A 20,461-nucleotide genomic window follows, 5' to 3' on the forward strand; every position below is an offset into this window, starting at 1 on the left:
ACATATAATTGATAGGGGAAGTGATTATGAAAAATTTGAGTGGAAAGCAGAAGCCTAATTATCTTTTGGATTCGTCATACGTGATGTGTTCCTGTGCAAAACAGGCTCCAGCAAAATGTAAAAAGCTGGATACAGAATGTTTTGAGTATTACAGACTTTTAAGAGCAACCGATAAGAATAATGGTGTCTTTGGTAAGGACAGCCCGTTTATCCGGGATATTGACTGCGAGCCATTTATAAATCTGGATAAATTCGGGTGCTGTCAGGCTGACAATTACATTAGTGCTATGAACGATATAATGCAGAATTTATATAAAAGCATGAAAAAATTCCCTCAAGATAGCGATCAATATAAAGCATTACTAAATAAATATGAATATTATTCAGACTGCGTTTCATCTTCACTTAATCAGCAAGGCTCAGCAAAGCAATTTAGAAATTATCCTTGTGTACTGGAATTAATAGACAGCTGGTTTAATACCGACGATAAAACCAGAATGAGTAATAAACTTGAAGTAATTGCACAAATTAAGAAGTTGCAGGGAAGTTATATGAAACAAACCCGGGAGACTCTCGCTAAATTGAAGAAAGGTTCTAATACATATTTAAAGGATCAAGGTTTTGCACTGGATCTGGCATATGCTTTACCAATGGGCAAAGAGAAGAAAGGAAATTTAGATTCGTCAAATTGGGCAGTTACAAAGCCAGTGGTTTTTAAAAATCTATTAAACTATTTTGATGAAAATGAAAAGAAAAAAAGAGAAATAGAAGAAGAAAAAAAGAAAATTCTCAACAAGGAATTAAATGCTCAGAATGACATGATTAAACATGTAAATGATTGTTTAAAAGAAGTTAGCGATTGGGCAAATTCAAACAACACTTCGGTATATAGCGCAGATGAAGATAGTGACTCGAATCTTGCTTATATCGACGATATAGATACTGTTTTGTTAGAAATTAGCAAATTGAAAAGTAAGTCCTCTACAGCTTTAACAAGCATTCGAGGTTTTGAAGCTATTGCAATAAAACATGGAATTGAAGATAAAAGAGGTGATTTGGAACAGGAGATACAGAATATTTTTGATAATTTTACTACACTGAATTCAGAAATATGTAAGTTAAGAAGAAGTATTTATGAACGATCTATTGTCACTGAAGATTCCTTTTTGGTCTGCAGATGTGGCGGTATTATAAAAGTTGTACAGAATGGAAATTGGGTTAGTATCAGTAAGAGCAGGATAGAGGCTAATATTATAGATCTGCTTAGGTTTGCTGAGAATCGCATATTAAAAGATTACAATAATAGTTCCGATAGGGAACCGCGATTTTCTAAAATAAAGGCGTATAATATTATACATGGCATTATTTTATATGCAACAGGATTGGAAAAGGCAGAACCCGGTTATATCATAGATGAAGAATGTGAAAAGGCAAGAAAGCCTGCGCCACATGTGGAGATTACGATTAGACCAGCTAAGGAAGCTTTGAAACAGGCTAAGTACGGAGAAGCTGCTGCTAACGCAATGACCATGTTATCAGGACCATATGAGTGGCTAGGTGTTGGTTTAACTATTGTTTTATCTTTGGCTGATATTATAGAGTCTGGTGAGTTTTTGACATACGACAATTTTAATTCAATAGAGGCAATCGGCAATATTGTTTACCACAAAATTGTAAAATCAGGAGAAAGTTTAGCAAAAACAATCGGAAAAAGTGTTTCTCAATATTCAAATATAGCAACCGTCTTTACCATTCTTCAAGATGTTTTTTATAAATCTTATGCAAATTTTGTGGGAGAAATCATAATTACAGTAAGTACATATTATGAGGAATATCAATTTAAGGGGAATTATGATATCTTAGGAAATAAAAACGGGGAATATACACCAAGTTGTAAACCTGTACAAAAATCTATTTTTTTACAAACTGTACCTGAAGACAATAAGACGACAATAAAATACAAGGTTTACGAAGATGGTATGTTCCAAACAGGCGAACATACGGATTTCATGTGGTAATTAATTAAAGGAGTATACTTATTATGGAAATATTATATTTTTTATTTATTATTTCATTGTCAATATTTATTGTGTCGTTAATTATGGTAATAAAATCAAAAAATTATAAAGGAAAAGTTGAAGGGATAATCATCAATGTTAGAGAAGACTTTTATTATTATAAACTTAATAGAGTTTACACATATTATCCAAGTTTTCGTTATACAGTAGATGGTATTACTTACGAATGTGAGTATCCTTATGGTGAAGCTTCAGCAGAAGAAATTCCGGTTGGAAAGAAAGTATTATTAAAATATGATGAAGCACATCCAGAAGACTTTATTACAGACAAAAATGTATGGCATAATAGGGTAGTCTTAGGATTTGTTTTGTCAAGTATTATATTGGCAGTAATAATTGGTAAATATTTAGGTTTATAAATTGGTCTCAGAAGCAGCTTAAACAGGCAGTGGCAGATTTAAAAGAAAAATGGGGGAGAATAAGAGGAGAGATGAACATGGAGTATGATGAAAATCAAATAGGCGGGTATTCTATAACAGAGATAAGAGGAAATCTGGAGAAAATCAAGAAGAGTACTTAAATAGATTCTGAATTAGTTTCGTTTATTATTTATTTAACTTATAAAAAGGAGTATAAATATATTTAGGTAATTAATCAACAATTTCCATAAGAACTAAACATAAGAAAGAAATATGTAAATCCGGGAAATATTTATCAATAATTATTGTAAGGTAGTGTAAAAATGTTTGGAGTTATTTTGATTTGCATCATATTCTTAATTGGATTTGCCAATACATTTATTGAATGTGTAATAATGATAGTTAAAACTAAAAAATATAAAGATCAAATTGTTGCCACAATAATAGGTATAACAGAGTCATATACACATTATAGGTTTACTAAGGAATATAGGTATTATCCTATCTATCAATATACAGTTAATGGTGTTACATATAAAGAAAAATTTAGTTTTGCGGATGAATCAACAAAAAATGTGTTTATAGGTAAAAAAGTAATCCTTCAATATGATAAGAATAATCCTTATAAATATGTACCGATGAATAAAGAAAAATTTTGGTTACATAAGGCAATTGGAGGATTTATAGGAATGGTTTCTGTTTTTATAGTTATGATTGGATATTATTTAAACAATTGATGCTAATTCATTTTATATCAAAAAGATGTGGTTTTCGCTCAAAAAACTGCTTAGTCAAAGTAAAGAAACTTTAAATAATTTCATAAACAGGCCAAAATAAAGGCTTTTTTATGAAAAACATATAAGAAAGTATGGAGAGAATACCTAGTGTTTATTATATATTTTTTACTTTTGTGTTCTTTTTTATTATTTTTAATATCATTTATTGCTAATATAAAATCTCATCAATATGATGGAAGATCGGAAGGTAAGATAGTTTCCATAAATAAAGTTAGTCATAATGGGAGAAATAGTAAGGTTTATATATATTATCCAGTTTATGAATATACTGTGGCTGGAATCACATATCAGGAAGAATTTCCTTTTGGTGATAAATGTCCGAATAATTTTACAATAGGAGAAGAAACAATTATAAAATATGATAAAAAAAAACCAGAAAAATTTATAGTTTCTGGTAAAGAGAATGTTTATTTAGGTCAAGCTATTTTCGGCTTGGTTATGTCAATTATTATACTTGCAGTAATAATTGCTAAGCATTTAGGTTTATAATAAAATATTTATTTGAAGAATGCATAGGAGATATGATGAGAAAATGTTTTAAATATTTAGCTTTTATTTTCATTATCAGTATCCTGCTTACAGGCTGTCATAAAAGAACGCTAACGCTAGCAGATGATACCTGGTATATCGTGGATAATAACTGGATTTTAATGCTTTGTGAGGAGGCGGAACAGGAAAACTACAAGGGCCTGGTCACACAGTTGAAAGAAAATGGAGATGTACTGAATTCTGTAATAGAACAATTGCAGGGAATGGAGCGTGATGCAAAAACAGAAAATGCGCTAGGTGTTGCTTATTTGCGTCTCAGAAAATTTGATGATGCAGAACGCCACTTAAAAGCGGCTCTAGATCTGTCGGTTACGGAAGAAGAAAAAGCATGTGCATTAACAAATTTATCTGAGTGCTGTCTATATCAAGATAAAAGAGATGAAGTTGATCTCTATGCAGAAGAAGCTTATGAAAAGGATATCTCAGATCCAGTAAAACGCCTGATTCTGGATACCAATATGTTAAAAAAGAAATACCTGAATAGTGAATTAAGTTATAAGCAGGTGATTAAAACCGCAAAAAAACTAATAAAACGAGAAAGAAAATTATTAGGATCAAATCAGGCAATCGGGGCCTACAATTATTATATGATTGCACTGGCCGATTTTAACTATGTTGGTAATGACGCAGGTATTAATTATATGAAAAAGGCATTACAATTAAATCAGAATACTTATCAGTATAAATCTGTAGAGGCAAATCTCTATCTTGAAATGGGAAACTATTATTCTAACAATTCAGAGAATTTTGATAAAGCATTGAAATGTTATAATAAATGCATAGAAATTTTGGAAAACTGGCAGGCAAGCAATCACTACGATTTACTATTTGCTTATGGCAGAAGAGGTGCTCTCTACTCCTTTATAAGCCAGGATCAATATAAAGCAATTGAGGATTATGAGAAAGCTTTAGCTCAATGTTCATCGTACCCAGAGTTGGCATATTCAACCTATATTGAGTTAGCATGGGCGTATGAAAACTTAAAACAACCTGAGCAAGAGGTTAAGTGTTATGCCAGAGCATACTATCTTTGGCAGCACGAAGGATTTAATGATCCATTTGGCAGGTATAAAGACATGTTAATATATGCGTACAAAAATCTTGTGCAAACAGATTTAGATTATGAAAATTGGTCACAAGAACAGCTTAAACAGGCAGAGACAGATTTAAAAGAAAAATGGGGAGAAGTGAAGAGTGACGAAAATGGACTATGATGAAAACCAGATAGGCGGATATTCAATATCAGAGATAAGAGGATATCTGGAAAAAAATCAAGAAGAGTACTTAAATAGATTCAGACAAATTGATAGAAAGAAAAAATTTAATGGAGCCGCTGCATTTTTTGGTCCATCATGGTTTGCTTATCGAATGATGTGGATAGAAGGATTCTTATTATGGTTCATTTCTTCTGTAATTACATTATTTGCTTCGTTTATTATTTATATGTTAATTTTAGCAAATATAATATATACCAAAGAATCTGCCGGACTGTTATTATTTTTACTTTGGATTGTAAAATTTCTGATAATAGGAAAGCTGGCTGATTCCATCTACTGGTGGAAGATAAAAAAGAGAATAGATGCTTCTCATTGGGAAGATGGAAAAAAACGAAGTATAATTCAAAAGTTGGCAAATTCTGTAGAATGTAAAGGTGCTTCTATATGGAGTGCAATTGTTTTTTTTATTTTACTAGATTTTGGAGATGCTGTTGTAGGAGCAATTGGAATTGCAATGGCTACTGTAATGGCCCAAATCTAGACTGGCTTATTAAAAGAAGGAGTCTTGATCATTGATTAATGAAGCAAATTTAAAAAATAAAGTTATAAATGAGCTGCAGACTATTGCAGATGCTCGTTTTCTATGGTATTCACAGAAGATAGAAAAAGAAATTGATTCATATATTGCTGAAATTACTGATGGTCTGAAAATTGTCCTTAATAATATTTACAGCCAATACATAAAATTACAGGATTCTGGCGAGGTAGGGACTCTGAAATGGATATATTTATCGTTTTTGCATACAAGCTTTTTAGATCATTCCCCATGCTATAAAATCAATTTCTACGATAAAAGAGACTGCATTTCAGAAATTGAGTGTACAGAATTATGGGATTTTAAATATATATTTGATTGCTATTATAACATTGAAAATGAGATTATTGAAAAATTGAATAAACAGACCCGCGTATTAAGGCATGAAATAAATGATATGCTAATACAGCTGCAGCAAAAGTTTCACTATTTAGCAAATGCGTGGATTATCACTATTATAAAAAATATTTTAAAAGAGGATGATGTGTTTATCTTAAAGGAGTCTAATGTGAAATTTATGCTGGGTGAATATTTAGATAATTCTGAATTGATTGCGGTATATGAAGATGAAACAGAAGATTACTTGTAAAAAGTATTGAGTAATGATATAATATTACTAAAATAAGTTGAATAGACCGTATTTAAAACAAATAGTTTGGAGGGAATGTTATGATGTATCCTTATATGACGTTGGCAGATGGTACGGAAGTAGTGCACTCCCATATTATATTAAAAGAAGGTATTGAGTGTGTGGAGGTGAATTTTGAGAGGCCAACAGAAGAAGGATTTGATTCAGCCAGATGTGAAATGCCTAGCTATAAATGGATATCACAGGAGGGATATTCTCAAGAAGAGATAAAATATTTTGAAAAATTGCTTCAGAGTAATGCTCATTTATTATTTAAGTACGCTCAAAATGGGGGTATCCATATTGCCTAGTCTATTTGTTGTAAGTGGCTATAAAGTATATTTTTGGTCAAACGAAAACGGAGAACCTATACATGTTCATATATCAAAAGGTACACCAAGTCCCAATAGTACAAAAATATGGATTACAAGAGCCGGAGGCTGCATCTTAGCAAGTAATGGCAGTCAGATTGCAACTAAAGAATTAAATGAACTGATGGAATTCATAGCAGCCCAGTTTTTTTTAATCTGTTCTGAGTGGAAAAAGTTTTTCATGCTGGAAGAAATTAAATTTTATTGTTAAACTATAATTAGCGACATAGAATGTTTCTATATATACGGAAACCTATGTCGCTTATATATTTAAATCAGGAATCCTTGGGGGATAGAGAAGAAGTTTTTATAGGGTTTTGTAGCAGATATTTGGAAAACGGCATAACGAAGATGGAAAAAAATTAAGTACAAAGCCACAATAATAATCTTCAGATATGGTTTTTCAGGCTTAATAGACATTAAAAGCGCATTATGGTATAATAAGGAAATCCAATTGGTCCTTTCTGGTAATTTTTCCGGATGATCCGGAGAATACTACCTGAATATACAGACCCTTCAGGAGAACTGGATCCGGCTGAAATCGTACATGCCGTTACCAGAAAATATTGAAAAAGAGGCGATTAACAATGTCAGAAGTAATCAATCATTTTTTAAAATATGTATCCTATGATACCCAGTCAAAGGATGAGGTTGACGCTGTTCCAAGTACTTCAAAGCAGCGGATACTTGCAGAAGAACTGGTGAAAGAACTGCAGGCCATGAAGGCTGCAGATGTAAGAATTGACGAGCACAGCTATGTGTACGCTACCATTCCGTCTACTATGGACAAAGCAGTCCCGGTGTTGGGATTTATCGCTCACATGGATACCTCGCCAGCCTACTCCGGTGCAGGTGTAAAGCCGCAGATCGTAACGAATTACGATGGTAAGGATATTCTGATGAATGCGGATACAGGACTTACCATGAGCCCGGAAGATTTTCCGGATCTATTAAAATATATCGGACAGGATATTATAACTACAGATGGGACAACCCTGTTAGGAGCAGATGATAAGGCTGGTGTGGCTGAGATCATGACTATGGCGGAATACTTACTTGCCCATCCGGAGATTCCTCATGGAACCATCCGAATCGGATTTACACCGGATGAAGAAGTGGGCAGAGGGGCAGATTTCTTTGATGTGAAAGGATTTGCCGCTGATGTTGCTTATACTGTGGACGGCGGTGGGTTAGGAGAGCTGGAGTACGAAAATTTCAATGCTGCTTCTGCCAGAGTTTTAATCCACGGATCCAGCATCCACCCCGGTTCTTCCAAAGGAAGAATGAGAAATGCGCTTTTAATGGGTATGGAATTTCATAACATGCTTCCGGCATGTGAGAACCCTATGTATACGGAAGGATACGAAGGATTCTACCACCTGGATTCCATGATTGGGAGCGTTGAGGAAGCCAGACTGGATTATATTATCCGTGATCACAGCAAGAAGAAGTTTGAAGAAAAGAAAGAATTTATGACCCGTGTGGCAGATTATTTAAACCAGAGATATCAAAGCGGGACAGTAGAACTGATCTTAAAAGACAGCTATTTTAACATGAAGGAAAAGATTGAACCCCATATGTACCTGATCGATATTGCAAAGACGGCGATGGAAGATCTGGGAATTGAGCCGCTGGTTACTCCGATCAGAGGCGGTACAGATGGAGCACGATTATCCTATGAGGGGCTTCCCTGTCCAAACCTTTGCACCGGTGGTTACAATTATCATGGAAAATTTGAATTTATCCCGGTTCAGTCCATGGAAAAGGTAGTGAAACTGCTTCTTAAAATTGTTGAAAAGTTTTCTGAAAAGTAATTTTATTTAATAAATATAAAACGTCCGGAACTGATTTTGATGGTATACTGCCAAAACCAGTTCCGGACGTTTTTTTATCATTTGTTTATTTTGTGGTTTCCGGTTCGTCAAGGATCCCCATTAATGTATGCCAGGGAAGGACAGCACATTTCACTCTGCCCGGCATATGGGAAATTCCTTTCAGGGCAATCGCATCCTCAAGGGAATCCAGCTGCTCCTCATCTGATATTTCTCCTTTTATCATCCCCAGAAAGGTTTTAAGCAGATTCTGAGCCTCTTCAACCGGCTTTCCAAGAATGAGATCAATCATGAGAGACGCGGAAGCCTGGGAAATGGCACAGCCTTCTCCGGTAAATCCGGCATCTTCAATAATTCCGTCCTTCACCCGCAGTTCCAGAACAATGTCATCGCCGCAGCTGGGATTGACTCCTTCCAGGCTGGCTGTCGCCTCTGATACCTTGTGGCGGTTCTGACTGGAACGGCTGTTTTCCACAATAATCTGATTGTATAAAGCGTTAAGCTCCATAACCCATCCACCTCCTTACCTGTTCTAAACTGTTTAAAAATACCGAAATATCTTCCTCTGTATTGTATATAGCAATGCTTGCCCGGACACAGGAACCAATTCCCAGATAATCCATTAATGGCTGGGCGCAGTGATGACCGGCACGGACTGCGATTCCTTCTGAATCCAGAATGGTTGCAGTATCATGGGGATGAACCCCGTCCACATTAAAGGAGATAACCCCAAACCGGTCACGGCTGTCTGTACTGCCGTATACAGTGACATAGGGCAGAGCATTCAGCCCATTCAGCATCTGGTCCATCAGTGCGCGCTCATGGTCACGGATCGCTTCCCAGCCTATGGAAGTAATATATTCCATGGCTGCCGCCAGGCCTGCCTCGCCGCCTACATTTCTCGTTCCCGCCTCGAAACGGCGTGGTACTTCTGCATAGGTAGCGGTTTGTTCATGGACGCTTGCAATCATATCACCTCCGCTTAAAAACGGGGGCATTTTCTCAAGCAGTTCTTTTTTTCCATATAAAACACCAATGCCCATGGGGGCATACATCTTATGACCGGAAAATGCTGCAAAATCCACTCCCAGTTCTTTGACGTCAACCGGCATATGAGATACACTCTGGGCGCAGTCCAGAACCACTGCAGCGCCGCATAGACGGGCGTGTTCCACAATGGATTTTACCGGTGCTTCCGACCCCAGTACGTTGGATACGTGAGCAATGGCGATCAGTCTGGTGGCTGAGCTTATTTTCTGGTCCAGTTCTTCCTCTGTAATCCTCCCGTCTGGTCCCGGATAGAGATAAACCAGCTTGGAACCAGTGTGTTTTGCAACTCTCTGCCAGGGAACCAGGTTGCTGTGGTGTTCCGCCACGGAGATAAGAATTTCGTCCCCTTCTTTTAAGAATTCCATACCGTAGCTGTAAGCAATCAGATTAAGAGCTTCTGTAGCATTCTGGGTAAAAATAATTTCTTCCGGTCCGGCATTTACAAAGCGGGCCGCAGAGAGCCTGGCGTTTTCATGAATATCCGTGGAACGGACCCCCAGGGTGTAAACGCCTCTGTGGGGATTGGCATTATCCATACGGTAGTAATTATCCACTGCCTCTAAAACGGAAAGAGGTTTGAATGAAGTTGCTGCGTTATCTAAGTATATCAGTCTCTTTCCATTTTCTGGAACAGACAGAATAGGAAACTGATCACGAATTGGTTTCATGTTCATCGAGCCTCCTTTCAATGATATTCAGAATCTCCATGCGCAGATCATCCGGAGTTATTTTATGAAGAACAGGCATAAAGCGGGCTTCTACCAGCATGCGCTTTGCCTCCATCAGGCTAAGCCCTCTGGAGCACAGATAGTAGAGCTGCCTTTCATCAAACTGTCCCAAGCTGGCTGCATGCTGTCCCTCAACAGCTTCTTCTCCGCACAGGATTAAGGGAACAGTCCTGTTTCTGGCGCTGGGACTTAGCAGAAGCACGGTTTCATTTTCGTGTCCCACAGAGTGTGCACATCCTGCCTTAAAGTCAATGGTTCCTCTTAAAATCTTGCTGCTGTAGCCTGCAAGAACCCCGGCTGTATGCATATCGCTTTCCGTTACTCTGCCAGCGTGACGGGCAATGTCATTAAAATCAAAAATCTGCTTCTTATCAGAAAAGTATGCAGTATCCTGTTGGTAGCCGCCTCCCTGACCCTCCAGATGAGCCAGCGAACCGCATGCCGCTGTTTTTCCTCCCAGAACGGCCCGAATGAGTTCTACCCTGGCACCTTTTCCAATGCGTGCACCTACGGCATCAAAGCTCTGGCTGTTTTCTCCAAGCAGTTGGACAGAAATCAGACGGACAACGGAATTTTCCTGGGCATCAATCTGTGTTAAGCTTGAAAGAACGCCGTCTTTTGCATCTCCGCGGTTAATCTGAACTACCGTGAGATTACTTCCTGGCTTTGCGTTTATAGCATAATGAGCTCTGATAACCGGATGGGTAAGGTCCAGAGTCTGGGTGATAATAACAGGCTCACTGGGGGATCCTTCTCCCGATAAGTAGCAGGTTTTGTCTGCACCCTTCCTGATAAACTCATTCATCCAATCACCCATCCCGCTTGGAATTGCAGCAATTTCTTCCGGAAGATCGTTCATCAGACTGATTCCGTGAGGAAGGACACCATCATAAGGGAGGTGACCCCCCTGCGTATATTCTCTTTCAGGAGGCAGCGCTTTTTTATCCAGCCAGTTTACCCCTGTCCGGTTCCAGGTAGGAACCGGGAGCCGATTGATTTGTGTATTCATGTTTGTGTTCCTCCTTTCAGCCAATGCTTCCCTTCATTTCAAGATGAATGAGATTGTTCATTTCCACCGCATATTCTAACGGCAGCTCCTTGGCAATTGGTTCTGCGAACCCGCCTACGATTAAGGCCCGTGCATCATCCTCGGCCAGACCGCGGCTCATTAAGTAGAAGATTGCGGATTCACTGATTCTGCCGATTTTTGCCTCATGGCCGATATCTGCCTGATTACAGGAGATATCCATAACCGGTATGGTATCGGAACGGGAAATACTGTCAAGCATCAGTGATTCACAGGAAACGGCTGATTTGCTTCCCTGTGCCTTTTCCGTAACAGTTACCAGGCTTCGGAATGTAGAATTCCCACCGTCTCTGGATATGGATTTTGTTGAAATGTGAGAGGTGGTATCCGGTGCGGCATGAAGGACCTTTGCACCGGTATCCAGGTTCTGGCCTTCTCCGGCAAATGTGATACCTGTAAACTCCATACGTGCCTTTTTCCCTTTTAAAATACTCATGGGATATAGATAGGATATATGAGATCCGAACGATCCGGAGATCCATTCTACGGTTCCTCCTTCCTCCACTGAGGCACGCTTTGTATTTAAATTGTACATATTCTTTGACCAGTTTTCGATGGTGGAATAGCGGAGTCTTGCATTTTTACCCACATACAGTTCCACGCAGCCTGCGTGAAGGTTTGCAACGTAATATCTGGGAGCAGAACAGCCTTCTATGAAATGAAGATAGGCACCTTCCTCCACAATAATCAGCGTATGTTCAAACTGGCCCGCACCCGGTGCATTGAGCCGGAAATAGGACTGGAGAGGTATATCAACGGTAACTCCGGCCGGCACATAAACAAAAGAACCTCCGGACCAGACCGCTCCGTGAAGAGCCGCAAACTTGTGGTCAGTCGGAGGAACCAGTTTCATAAAATGCTTTCGTATCATTTCACTATATGGGCCGGTAAGAGCGCTCTCTATATCCGTATAGACCACGCCTTTGGAAGCAACCTCTGCCCGGACATTGTGGTAAACCACTTCGGAGTCGTACTGTGCCCCTACACCTGCCAGTGATTTTTGCTCTGCTTTGGGAATTCCAAGACGCTCAAAGGTCTGTTTGATATCGTCAGGCACATCGGACCATTTCGCTTTCATGGTTGATTTCGGGCGGACATAAGTGACAATCTGATCCATATTCAGCTCTTCAAGAGAGGGTCCCCAGGTAGGCAGCGGTATTTCTTTATAAGTATTTAATGATTTAAGGCGGAACAGACGCATCCATTCCGGTTCATTTTTTTCCATTGATATCTGGTTTACAATCTCCGGAGTAATACCGGAGTCCATAAGAAAGGCCGGGTCCAGCCTGTCTTTCACATCATAAATGGTGCGGTCGGCCTGGTCGACTCTGGTTTTTTCCTGTTTAAAGTCTTTCATGGATTCCTGCCTCCTTTCCCAGAATGCCAAATCCCTCCTGCGTGATTTTTGAAATCAGCTCCCGGCCGCCGGTATAAGCGATTTTGCCTCCTTCCAGTACATGTACCACGTCCACATCAAGGCCTTCTAAAATTCTGGCATTGTGGGTAATGATAAAAAGCCCGTTTTTCCGGTTTTTAAAGGCACGGATTCCCTTTGTTACAGTACGGACTGCATCTACATCAAGACCGGAATCTGTCTCGTCTAAAAGAGCCAGTTTGGGCTGAAGCATAAGAAGCTGTAGGATTTCCGTTTTCTTTTTTTCACCGCCGGAAAAACCAACATTTAAATAACGTTCCGCGTAAGCGGGATCCATATCCAAAGCTTTCATCTGCTCTTTCAGTTCTTTTTTAAACTGCAATATCTTTTGAGGACGTTTTTCCAGGGATCCTTTGGCTGTGCGGAGAAAGTCCTCAAGGGTAACGCCCGGAATCTCCTCCGGAGCCTGGAAGGAGAGAAAGACACCGGCTCTGGCTCTTTCGTCTGCTTTCATTTCTGTTATATCTTTCCCATCTAAAAGAATCTGCCCGCTTTCAATCTGATACCGGGGATCCCCCATAATGGCGGATACGAGAGTGGATTTTCCTGTTCCGTTTGGTCCCATAAGGACATGAAGCTCCCCTGGACCCATGGTAAGATTAATACCGTTTAAAATCATCTTATCCTCAACAGAAACAGTGAGATCTTTAATTTCCAGTAATGTATGACTCATATATATCAACCTCCTTTATTCCCCAGATGGGAATCTTATGGTTAGTATTTGCTAACATGTCTTTGTGCTTTCATACTATACCTATTTGGTATGAAATGCAAGCCTGATTTTTATTTTTTTATAATCATAATGAAAATTTTGAAATTTCAGAACAGTCTGGAAAATATGCGCCTACAGTAGATATAAGAAATTTTATTTTTTTTCTTGACATTCCTCTGATATGAGAGTATCATAACACCAATTGAACAATAATCTTCAGGGCAGGGTGTAATTCCCTACCGGTGGTATAGCCCACGAACCGCAAGGTATGATTCGGTGTAACTCCGAAGCCGACAGTAAAGTCTGGATGAAAGAAGATGATGCAGTTTTTTCATATTTATGATACATCTGCTGATTAACACGCTCTGGAATGATCATTCATTTCAGAGCTTTTTGTGTTAACAGTCATAAATAATGGACGGATTGTCAAAAATATGCCCTGAGCCTTGTGTTCAAGGCATTTTTCTTTTAAAGGCGGTGTGATATGAACGACATGGAATGTATGCATCTGGCCCTGGAGCTTGCAAAAAAAGGGTGTGGTTTTGTAAATCCAAATCCAATGGTTGGTGCTGTGCTTCTAAAGGAAGGCAGGGTAATCGGTACAGGATACCACGGGCGGTATGGCGGTCCCCATGCAGAAAGGAATGCACTTGCAGGCTGTGAAGAATCCCCGGAGGGAGCGACTCTTTATGTGACTCTCGAACCCTGTTGTCACTATGGGAAGACACCTCCCTGCACAGAAGCTATTTTAAATGCAGGAATCCGAAGAGTGGTGGTAGGAAGTTCGGATCCTAACCCTCTGGTCAAAGGTAAAGGAATCCGATTCCTGCGGGAAAAAGGAATTGAAGTTACGGAAGGAATACTGAAACAGGAATGTGACAGGCTCAATGAAGTATTTTTCCATTTTATCCAGACAGGAAGACCATACGTTGTCATGAAATACGCCATGACAATGGATGGAAAAACAGCAGCTTATACAGGTGACTCCAAATGGATTACCGGTGATATTGCAAGGGAAAACGTTCATAAAGACCGGCTCCGTTACAGTGCCATAATGGTGGGAATTGGTACAATTCTAGCAGATGATCCCCTTCTTACCTGCCGGATTGAAGGAGGGCGTGATCCGCTTCGCATTATCTGCGATACAGCCCTGCGGCTTCCGCTCACTTCCCGGATCGTGGCAACCGCAAATGAGGTTCCCACGTTAATAGCAACCTCATGCAGGGATCTGCAGGCACAGCAGCCATATTTAAAAGCTGGCTGCCGTATTCTCTTACTGGAACAGGCGGAGGGACATTTGGATTTGTCTGAACTCATGACAAAGCTTGGTGCAGAGAAAATTGACAGCATATTACTGGAGGGCGGCGGTATTCTTAACTGGTCGGCACTTAAGGCAGGAATCGTAAACAGAGTGCAGACATATATTGCGCCAAAGCTTTTTGGGGGATCGGGCGGGAAAACACCGGTTGCAGGACCTGGCGTACCACACCCGGCGGATGGTTTTTTTCTCACAAACATAGAAGTGAAACATTTGGGAGAAGATATACTAATTGAAAGTGAGGTGAAACCTTATGTTCACGGGGATTATTGAGGAAATAGGCATTTTGAAGGAGGTAAAGAAAGGAGCGCAGTCCGCTTTGCTGACGATACAGGGCAGTGTAATTTTTGATGATCTTGGAATCGGGGACAGTGTAGCGGTAAACGGCGTATGCTTAACGGCAGCCGGACTTTCTTCCCATACCTTCCGGGCGGATGTGATGCATGAGACCTTAAACCGTTCCGGTCTTGGAAAGCTGCATCCCGGAGATTTTGTAAATCTGGAACGTGCAATGGCGGCAGACGGACGCTTTGGCGGGCACATTGTCTCAGGACATATTGATGGCATTGGAACGATTACGTCCGTTGTAAGAGATGACAATGCAATCTGGTACGCCATTGCCGCTGAGGACAGGATACTCCGCTATATTGTGGAGAAAGGTTCCATTGCAGTGGATGGCATCAGCCTGACAGTAGCTTCGGTTAACAATACAGAGTTTCGCATATCTGCCATACCCCATACAGTAAAATCCACCATTCTGTCATACAAAAAAGCAGGTGATATCGTGAATCTGGAGAATGACCTGATGGGGAAATACGTGGAAAGATTTTTATCAGCCACCCCGGAAGAACAGAAGCCACGCGGTATCACAAGAGAATTCTTAATAAAATCTGGCTATTAGGAGGAGTAAGATGTTTGAGTACAATACCATAGAAGAAGCGCTTATATCGCTTCAGCAGGGAAAAATCATTCTTGTAACAGACGATGAGGGACGGGAAAATGAAGGTGATTTCATCTGCGCCGCCCAGTTTGCTACTACTGAGAATATTAACTTTATGGCCACACATGGAAAAGGACTGATCTGCATGCCCATGAATGAGGAGCTGTGCAGGCACTTAGACTTACCACAGATGATTTCTGAAAACACAGACAATCATTCCACTGCCTTTACCGTTTCCATCGATCATGTGGATACCACCACCGGGATCTCCGCAGCAGAGCGGTCAATCACTGCAATGAAATGCGTAGATGATACGGCAAAGGCGGGAGATTTCCGCCGCCCGGGACATATGTTCCCTCTGCTTGCAAAGCGAAACGGAGTATTGGAGCGGGGAGGACATACGGAAGCTACCGTGGATCTCATGCGTCTGGCCGGTCTTAAGGAATGCGGGCTTTGCTGCGAAATCATGGGAGAGGATGGGACCATGATGCGTACACCTGAACTGATAAAGCTGGCGGAGAAATGGGAGATTCCTTTCATTACCATAGCTGCTTTGAAGGAATACCGTAAAAAACATGACAAGCTGGTGGATCAGACCTCAATCTGCGATATGCCCACAAAATATGGAGATTTTAAAGCCTTCTGCTTCGTTAACAAACTAAACGGAGAACATCATGTGGCTCTTGTCAAAGGAGAAATCGGTGACGGTGAGAATCTTTTGTGCCGTGTTCATTCTGAATGCCTGACCGGGGATGCGTTCGGCTCCATGCGCTGCGACTGCGGACAGCAGCTTGCTGCCGCCATGACCCAGATTGAACAGGAAGGCAGGGGAATCCTTCTTTATATGCGTCAGGAAGGGCGGGGAATCGGACTGGTTAACAAACTGCGTGCTTACGCTCTGCAGGATAAAGGCATGGATACTCTGGAAGCCAACCTTGCTTTAGGTTTTGAAGGAGATCCCAGAGAATATTACATCGGTGCTCAGATTCTGAGGGAATTAGGAGTAAAAACCCTGCGCCTGCTCACCAATAATCCGGATAAGGTATATGGGCTGTCCGGCTTTGGTATGGAAATAATTGAACGGGTCCCCATACAGATTCCGGCAAATGATCATGATCTGTTTTATTTAAAAACCAAACAGACCAAAATGGGACACATTTTACATTATTAATCATAAAGGAGAATTCATAATGAAAGTTTTTGAAGGAACACTGGTATCAGAGAATATCCGGATCGGCATTGTGGCCGCACGTTTCAATGAATTTATAACATCAAAGCTTCTTGGCGGGGCAGTGGATTGTTTAAAGCGCCACGGCATCAGTGAGGAGGACATCGAAGTGGCCTGGGTACCCGGAGCCTTTGAGATTCCGCTGATCGCTTCCAAGATGGCGGGCTGCGGCAAATATGATGCAGTAATCTGCCTTGGTGCGGTCATTCGGGGCAGCACCACACATTATGATTACGTCTGCAGCGAGGTATCCAAGGGGATTGCCCAGGTATCCTTAAATAGCGGCATTCCGGTCATGTTTGGAGTCCTCACGACAGAAAATATCGAACAGGCAATTGAACGGGCCGGAACGAAAGCAGGTAACAAAGGGTTTGACTGTGCAGCGGGAGCAATTGAAATGGTGAGTTTAATCCGCGGGATACAGGCTTAAACTATAAAGAAAAATCCTCCAATAAAGTTGTATATAACCTTATTGGAGGACTGATGGAATTTCATTTTTAATCAGCCAGCAGGTCAGGAGAAAGAATATTTCCTGACCGAAGCTCCTGGCGTGCGGTCTGGATGAGGGAATCCATTTTCTCTAACTTTTCTAACAGCTGTTTTTCTTCTTCGGTTGTATAAATCACATGGTTGATACCGCCGTTTTTAATGACAATCCGCTTGTCCGCCATTAATGCAAGAAGGGGATCGTGAGTTGCCATTAAAACGATTTTATCAGATGTCACAAGAAGCTTTAACGCCTTTTTGCGGTCTATTCCGGCATTTTCGATTTCATCAATAAGAACAATGGGAGAGGAACTTAATATAGCTGTATCTGCAATCATAAGCGCTCTGGACTGCCCGCCGCTTAAGCTTGTAACCGGTGTCGAGAGTTCAAATTTTTCTCCCGCCAGATCATTGGCTGCGGCTATGATTCTGTCTATCACGGACTGAGGATCCTGAACCATACGGCTTTCCGCATGCATCCGTAAAAAGTCCAGTACCGTTAAGTCCATAACAAAGTTCATGTTCTGAGAAAGCTGGGCTACCAGCTTATTATTTGAGGAAAAACGCCACTTCATATCAGGTACTTCGCCGTTGACCAGAATGCTCCGCCCGGTAGGAGTATCATTCTGGGCTGTCCATTCGATATCTGCCAAAAGCCGGCTTTTTCCTGAACCAGTAGGTCCTACAATGGATATAATCTGGGATGTCTCCACAGTGAGCTCCTTAAAACCTTCCACCGTTCCTGATTTATCGTGACCTGGTAAAATAGTCAGGGACTGCACCTTCCGGTCGTTCTCCATTCCTAAAAACTGACGCATCTGATCCAGATAGACAGGCAGGTCCGACAAAAGCTTGGCTTTATCAATGGCCTGGTCTTCCAGTTCTTCCTCTGAAAAATGATTTAAATATTCCTCAAATGTCTGATCCTCAAATCCAGAGATATGAAGCTTATTCTGTTCAAAATATGCAGCAGCAAAAGGATATTCCTCAAGCAGCTTTTTCATGCTGATATTTGTCATTTTTTATCACCGCCTAAATCAATTTTCTTCACATTACCCATCTGATACGCTTCACCGATTCTTGTTTCACCCAGACAATAGGAACATAATGCGGATGGCATTGGGAAACGGAGCTGCATTCCCTGTACGGATTTAATGCTTTGATTTTCATCATACAGAAGACTTGCAAGTTCGTAGGTACCCTGTCCGGTGAGTCCGTTCACATGCATGGTAATGGCTCTGGGGTTCACAGAGCTGACACAGGATGCAAATACCTCCCGTTCTGCCTGGGAGACAATATCTCCCTTGGTAATCACCACTAAGTCGGCAGCCTTTAACATTGGGCCGATTTTTTTAGGGGTGTTGATGCCGGATAAATTATCGATTACACAAACTCCTTTTACTTCTTTTAAATAAGGGGAACAGCGGTTGCACAGACCTGCTGACTCCGTAATCAGCAGATCAAGCTTTTCTTCATTTCCCCAGTTAACCACCTCTTCAATATTGGAAGCGAAGAAGTGATCCGGGCATAAGGCACCGGATAAGCCCTTTTTCACAGGGATTCCAGCCTTTTCATAGGCGATATCGTCATCGGTGTAAAGACAGTCAAATTTCACCACACCCACCTTTATATTTTTCGCATGAAAGGATGAAATTGTTTTTAAAATTACTGATGTTTTACCGGAAGAGGGCGGGCCTGAAAATATAATCAGATTCATAAGAACTCCTTTTGTGCAGCCGCAAAGAACTGCTTTTCTATTTTTTTGATTAATTCTCCAATATCATTGTTGTGAATAAAATCCCATCCAATCCACATAAATTTCTGGTCAGGTGTTAAGCGATTGTCCACCAGAGGATTGGTGGATGGAAATTTTCCGTTTGAGGAAAGAATATCTCCAATCTCTTTTGAATATAAAAGATCAACGAAAGGTTTTACTTTCTCCTTATTCTTTGATTTTGCCAGAAGGAAAATCGGACTGATAATGGCTCCGTCTTTTGGCCATACCGGCCGCATGGGGCTTTTCTCATCTGTCATGCTGGCAAAGAAATAGGGGGCAACCGTAATAGCTGGAACCTTATTGCCATCTTTTAGCTTGTGGGACTTGATCATCTGAGCCGGATGCATGCTCTGTAAGAGGGCCTTACCCATCTTTTCGATTCCTTCTTCCCCATAAAAACGGTAGATGTGAAGTAAAAATGCATTAAACATATCCAAATCCTTCATGGGAAGGCTGATGCTGTTTTCAAATTCCGGTTTCATTAAGTCTGCCCAGCTCTCAGGCAAGGGGCGGTCCCCTAAAACGTTTGTATTAACCATGAAGACTGCAGGAACAATTCCGATGATGGCGTACTGGTTTTTGGGATCCTTCAGTGATATATTCTCATTATCAAGATCAGGGTTTAACCGCTCCATCCCGGAAAGATCTTCGAATACACCTGAATCCTGATAGCCGCCAATCATTTTTTTATCAAAGAACAAGTCAAAACCTGCAGAGAGATAAAGGTCTGACAGACCGTCAGGGTCTCCGTCTGCCAGAATAACCCGGTCCTTTACATCATCAAGACCCAGGTTTGCTGATTTTAAATGATACTCCACCTCATACCCAAGTGAACTTTGATTTTCCTCAAGCCAGGATTCAAACTTTTCCAGAAGAGGAATGCGGATCGGACAGGGCAGTACACCCTCGATGCGGATATCCCCTTTATTTTCCGATTGTGCAGGAGTGAGTCCGTCTGTGAGGCTGGGAGCCTTCTGACCTATCACTTCCTCCAGCTTCTTAATAAAAAGTTCCTGGTTTACCTTTCTCATAGCTAATGCTGTTTCTAAAGAAATGGTTTTTCCAAGAGTTCTGCGCATAACGGGATTGCTTAAATTTTCAAAACCATTGGCTATAAAAACTTCAATGGTTTCCGGATAGGTTTCTGTGATATGAAAGATGGTATCAGAAGCTTTAAAATAATTTGACATAATAATTCCTTTCTCTATGTTAATTGTAAGTTGGTTTCTGAAAGTATGTTTATCATATCATAGTTTCTTTGTTTTGTTTGTTGT

Annotated in this window: 23 protein-coding genes and 1 riboswitch; of the genes, 15 read left to right on the forward strand and 8 right to left on the reverse strand. The window is 40.6% G+C overall.

The features are described from left to right. Nucleotides 1-26: 26 nt before the first annotated feature. From V7D18_RS26230 to pepT, 11 genes are all read left to right on the forward strand, one after another. Nucleotides 27-2,018: a hypothetical protein gene (locus tag V7D18_RS26230; protein ID WP_426158862.1), complete on the forward strand. Its 1,992-nt coding sequence runs from the start codon at nt 27-29 to the stop codon at nt 2,016-2,018. A 23-nt stretch (nt 2,019-2,041) separates the two neighbouring features. Beyond that, nucleotides 2,042-2,437 (forward strand): DUF3592 domain-containing protein, encoded by a 396-nt coding sequence (locus tag V7D18_RS26235; RefSeq protein ID WP_426158863.1) that lies wholly within the window; start codon nt 2,042-2,044, stop codon nt 2,435-2,437. 29 nt (nt 2,438-2,466) lie between these two features. Beyond that, entirely contained in the window at nt 2,467-2,598 is a 132-nt protein-coding gene (locus V7D18_RS26240; RefSeq protein WP_426158865.1) for a hypothetical protein, read from the forward strand. A 162-nt stretch (nt 2,599-2,760) separates the two neighbouring features. Further along, nucleotides 2,761-3,174: a DUF3592 domain-containing protein gene (locus V7D18_RS26245; RefSeq protein ID WP_426158866.1), complete on the forward strand. Its 414-nt coding sequence runs from the start codon at nt 2,761-2,763 to the stop codon at nt 3,172-3,174. A gap of 147 nt (nt 3,175-3,321) precedes the next feature. Then, entirely contained in the window at nt 3,322-3,723 is a 402-nt protein-coding gene (locus V7D18_RS26250; protein WP_426158868.1) for a DUF3592 domain-containing protein, read from the forward strand. Between the two features lie 32 nt (nt 3,724-3,755). Continuing rightward, a complete protein-coding gene (locus V7D18_RS26255; protein ID WP_426158870.1) occupies nt 3,756-4,997 on the forward strand; it encodes a hypothetical protein in 1,242 nt (413 codons plus the stop codon). Beyond that, the gene (locus V7D18_RS26260) at nt 4,987-5,541 is read left to right on the forward strand and encodes a DUF2628 domain-containing protein (RefSeq protein WP_426158872.1); all 555 of its coding nucleotides are present in this window, start codon (nt 4,987-4,989) and stop codon (nt 5,539-5,541) included. Before V7D18_RS26255 ends, V7D18_RS26260 begins: the two co-directional genes overlap by 11 nt. A 31-nt stretch (nt 5,542-5,572) precedes the next feature. Further along, nucleotides 5,573-6,184 carry a hypothetical protein gene (locus tag V7D18_RS26265; RefSeq protein ID WP_426158874.1) on the forward strand — a complete coding sequence of 204 codons (612 nt, stop codon included), beginning with the start codon at nt 5,573-5,575 and terminating at the stop codon, nt 6,182-6,184. An 80-nt stretch (nt 6,185-6,264) separates the two neighbouring features. Beyond that, nucleotides 6,265-6,534, forward strand: coding sequence for a hypothetical protein (locus V7D18_RS26270; RefSeq protein ID WP_426158875.1), 270 nt, complete (start codon nt 6,265-6,267; stop codon nt 6,532-6,534). After that, a complete protein-coding gene (locus V7D18_RS26275; RefSeq protein ID WP_426158877.1) occupies nt 6,527-6,805 on the forward strand; it encodes a DUF4160 domain-containing protein in 279 nt (92 codons plus the stop codon). The genes V7D18_RS26270 and V7D18_RS26275 overlap by 8 nt, the downstream gene beginning before the upstream one ends. A 376-nt stretch (nt 6,806-7,181) precedes the next feature. Then, nucleotides 7,182-8,408, forward strand: a complete 1,227-nt coding sequence (gene pepT / locus V7D18_RS26280; protein WP_426158879.1) for a peptidase T — start codon at nt 7,182-7,184, stop codon at nt 8,406-8,408. 85 nt (nt 8,409-8,493) lie between these two features. Here pepT and sufU read toward each other — a convergent pair whose 3' ends face one another. Genes sufU through sufC form a run of 5 tightly spaced genes read right to left on the reverse strand, consistent with a single transcriptional unit; the run spans nt 8,494 to nt 13,399 of the window. Then, a complete protein-coding gene (sufU, locus tag V7D18_RS26285; protein WP_426158881.1) occupies nt 8,494-8,934 on the reverse strand; it encodes a Fe-S cluster assembly sulfur transfer protein SufU in 441 nt (146 codons plus the stop codon). Further along, on the reverse strand, nt 8,924-10,150 hold the full coding sequence (locus V7D18_RS26290; protein ID WP_426158883.1) for a cysteine desulfurase: 1,227 nt from the start codon (nt 10,148-10,150) through the stop codon (nt 8,924-8,926). Before V7D18_RS26290 ends, sufU begins: the two co-directional genes overlap by 11 nt. Further along, on the reverse strand, nt 10,128-11,213 hold the full coding sequence (locus V7D18_RS26295; protein WP_426158885.1) for a SufB/SufD family protein: 1,086 nt from the start codon (nt 11,211-11,213) through the stop codon (nt 10,128-10,130). The genes V7D18_RS26290 and V7D18_RS26295 overlap by 23 nt, the downstream gene beginning before the upstream one ends. 16 nt (nt 11,214-11,229) lie before the next feature. Beyond that, nucleotides 11,230-12,648 (reverse strand): Fe-S cluster assembly protein SufB, encoded by a 1,419-nt coding sequence (gene sufB / locus V7D18_RS26300; RefSeq protein ID WP_426158886.1) that lies wholly within the window; start codon nt 12,646-12,648, stop codon nt 11,230-11,232. Further along, on the reverse strand, nt 12,635-13,399 hold the full coding sequence (gene sufC / locus V7D18_RS26305) for a Fe-S cluster assembly ATPase SufC (RefSeq protein ID WP_426158887.1): 765 nt from the start codon (nt 13,397-13,399) through the stop codon (nt 12,635-12,637). The genes sufB and sufC overlap by 14 nt, the downstream gene beginning before the upstream one ends. Nucleotides 13,400-13,646: 247 nt before the next feature. Further along, nucleotides 13,647-13,761: riboswitch (FMN riboswitch) on the forward strand. Between the two features lie 161 nt (nt 13,762-13,922). Between sufC and ribD the strand changes: the two genes are divergently transcribed. From ribD to ribH, 4 genes are read left to right on the forward strand one after another with little or no spacing between them, the layout of a single operon-like run. Then, complete coding sequence (gene ribD / locus V7D18_RS26310) at nt 13,923-15,029, forward strand: bifunctional diaminohydroxyphosphoribosylaminopyrimidine deaminase/5-amino-6-(5-phosphoribosylamino)uracil reductase RibD (RefSeq protein WP_426158889.1); 1,107 nt, start codon at nt 13,923-13,925, stop codon at nt 15,027-15,029. Continuing rightward, a complete protein-coding gene (gene ribE, locus V7D18_RS26315; RefSeq protein ID WP_426158890.1) occupies nt 15,010-15,657 on the forward strand; it encodes a riboflavin synthase in 648 nt (215 codons plus the stop codon). The genes ribD and ribE overlap by 20 nt, the downstream gene beginning before the upstream one ends. 10 nt (nt 15,658-15,667) lie before the next feature. Beyond that, nucleotides 15,668-16,867 carry a bifunctional 3,4-dihydroxy-2-butanone-4-phosphate synthase/GTP cyclohydrolase II gene (locus V7D18_RS26320; RefSeq protein ID WP_426158892.1) on the forward strand — a complete coding sequence of 400 codons (1,200 nt, stop codon included), beginning with the start codon at nt 15,668-15,670 and terminating at the stop codon, nt 16,865-16,867. Nucleotides 16,868-16,886: 19 nt separating this feature from the next. After that, a complete protein-coding gene (gene ribH / locus V7D18_RS26325) occupies nt 16,887-17,354 on the forward strand; it encodes a 6,7-dimethyl-8-ribityllumazine synthase (RefSeq protein ID WP_426158894.1) in 468 nt (155 codons plus the stop codon). 67 nt (nt 17,355-17,421) lie between these two features. Here the strand turns inward: ribH and V7D18_RS26330 are convergent, their stop codons facing one another. The 3 genes from V7D18_RS26330 to V7D18_RS26340 are packed head-to-tail and all read right to left on the reverse strand — an operon-like array spanning nt 17,422 to nt 20,377. Then, complete coding sequence (locus V7D18_RS26330; protein WP_426158896.1) at nt 17,422-18,429, reverse strand: ATP-binding cassette domain-containing protein; 1,008 nt, start codon at nt 18,427-18,429, stop codon at nt 17,422-17,424. Continuing rightward, complete coding sequence (locus V7D18_RS26335) at nt 18,426-19,127, reverse strand: GTP-binding protein (RefSeq protein ID WP_117417138.1); 702 nt, start codon at nt 19,125-19,127, stop codon at nt 18,426-18,428. The genes V7D18_RS26330 and V7D18_RS26335 overlap by 4 nt, the downstream gene beginning before the upstream one ends. Then, entirely contained in the window at nt 19,124-20,377 is a 1,254-nt protein-coding gene (locus V7D18_RS26340) for an ABC transporter substrate-binding protein (RefSeq protein ID WP_426158898.1), read from the reverse strand. The genes V7D18_RS26335 and V7D18_RS26340 overlap by 4 nt, the downstream gene beginning before the upstream one ends. Nucleotides 20,378-20,461: the final 84 nt, after the last annotated feature.

It is taken from the genome of Lacrimispora sp. 38-1 (genome assembly GCF_049890855.1).
Classification (GTDB): Bacteria; Bacillota; Clostridia; order Lachnospirales; family Lachnospiraceae; genus Lacrimispora.

Coding starts and splice junctions, on each gene's coding strand:
- sufB (WP_426158886.1), bottom strand. CDS start 12,648: ATGAAAGACTTTAAACAGGAAAAAACCAGAGTCGACCAGGCCGACCGC.
- pepT (WP_426158879.1), top strand. CDS start 7,182: ATGTCAGAAGTAATCAATCATTTTTTAAAATATGTATCCTATGATACC.
- ribE (WP_426158890.1), top strand. CDS start 15,010: ATGTTCACGGGGATTATTGAGGAAATAGGCATTTTGAAGGAGGTAAAG.
- V7D18_RS26260 (WP_426158872.1), top strand. CDS start 4,987: ATGGACTATGATGAAAACCAGATAGGCGGATATTCAATATCAGAGATA.
- V7D18_RS26335 (WP_117417138.1), bottom strand. CDS start 19,127: ATGAATCTGATTATATTTTCAGGCCCGCCCTCTTCCGGTAAAACATCA.
- V7D18_RS26245 (WP_426158866.1), top strand. CDS start 2,761: ATGTTTGGAGTTATTTTGATTTGCATCATATTCTTAATTGGATTTGCC.
- V7D18_RS26255 (WP_426158870.1), top strand. CDS start 3,756: ATGATGAGAAAATGTTTTAAATATTTAGCTTTTATTTTCATTATCAGT.
- sufU (WP_426158881.1), bottom strand. CDS start 8,934: ATGGAGCTTAACGCTTTATACAATCAGATTATTGTGGAAAACAGCCGT.
- V7D18_RS26295 (WP_426158885.1), bottom strand. CDS start 11,213: ATGAATACACAAATCAATCGGCTCCCGGTTCCTACCTGGAACCGGACA.
- V7D18_RS26230 (WP_426158862.1), top strand. CDS start 27: ATGAAAAATTTGAGTGGAAAGCAGAAGCCTAATTATCTTTTGGATTCG.
- V7D18_RS26320 (WP_426158892.1), top strand. CDS start 15,668: ATGTTTGAGTACAATACCATAGAAGAAGCGCTTATATCGCTTCAGCAG.
- V7D18_RS26235 (WP_426158863.1), top strand. CDS start 2,042: ATGGAAATATTATATTTTTTATTTATTATTTCATTGTCAATATTTATT.
- ribH (WP_426158894.1), top strand. CDS start 16,887: ATGAAAGTTTTTGAAGGAACACTGGTATCAGAGAATATCCGGATCGGC.
- ribD (WP_426158889.1), top strand. CDS start 13,923: ATGAACGACATGGAATGTATGCATCTGGCCCTGGAGCTTGCAAAAAAA.
- V7D18_RS26290 (WP_426158883.1), bottom strand. CDS start 10,150: ATGAACATGAAACCAATTCGTGATCAGTTTCCTATTCTGTCTGTTCCA.
- V7D18_RS26340 (WP_426158898.1), bottom strand. CDS start 20,377: ATGTCAAATTATTTTAAAGCTTCTGATACCATCTTTCATATCACAGAA.
- V7D18_RS26330 (WP_426158896.1), bottom strand. CDS start 18,429: ATGACAAATATCAGCATGAAAAAGCTGCTTGAGGAATATCCTTTTGCT.
- V7D18_RS26270 (WP_426158875.1), top strand. CDS start 6,265: ATGATGTATCCTTATATGACGTTGGCAGATGGTACGGAAGTAGTGCAC.
- sufC (WP_426158887.1), bottom strand. CDS start 13,399: ATGAGTCATACATTACTGGAAATTAAAGATCTCACTGTTTCTGTTGAG.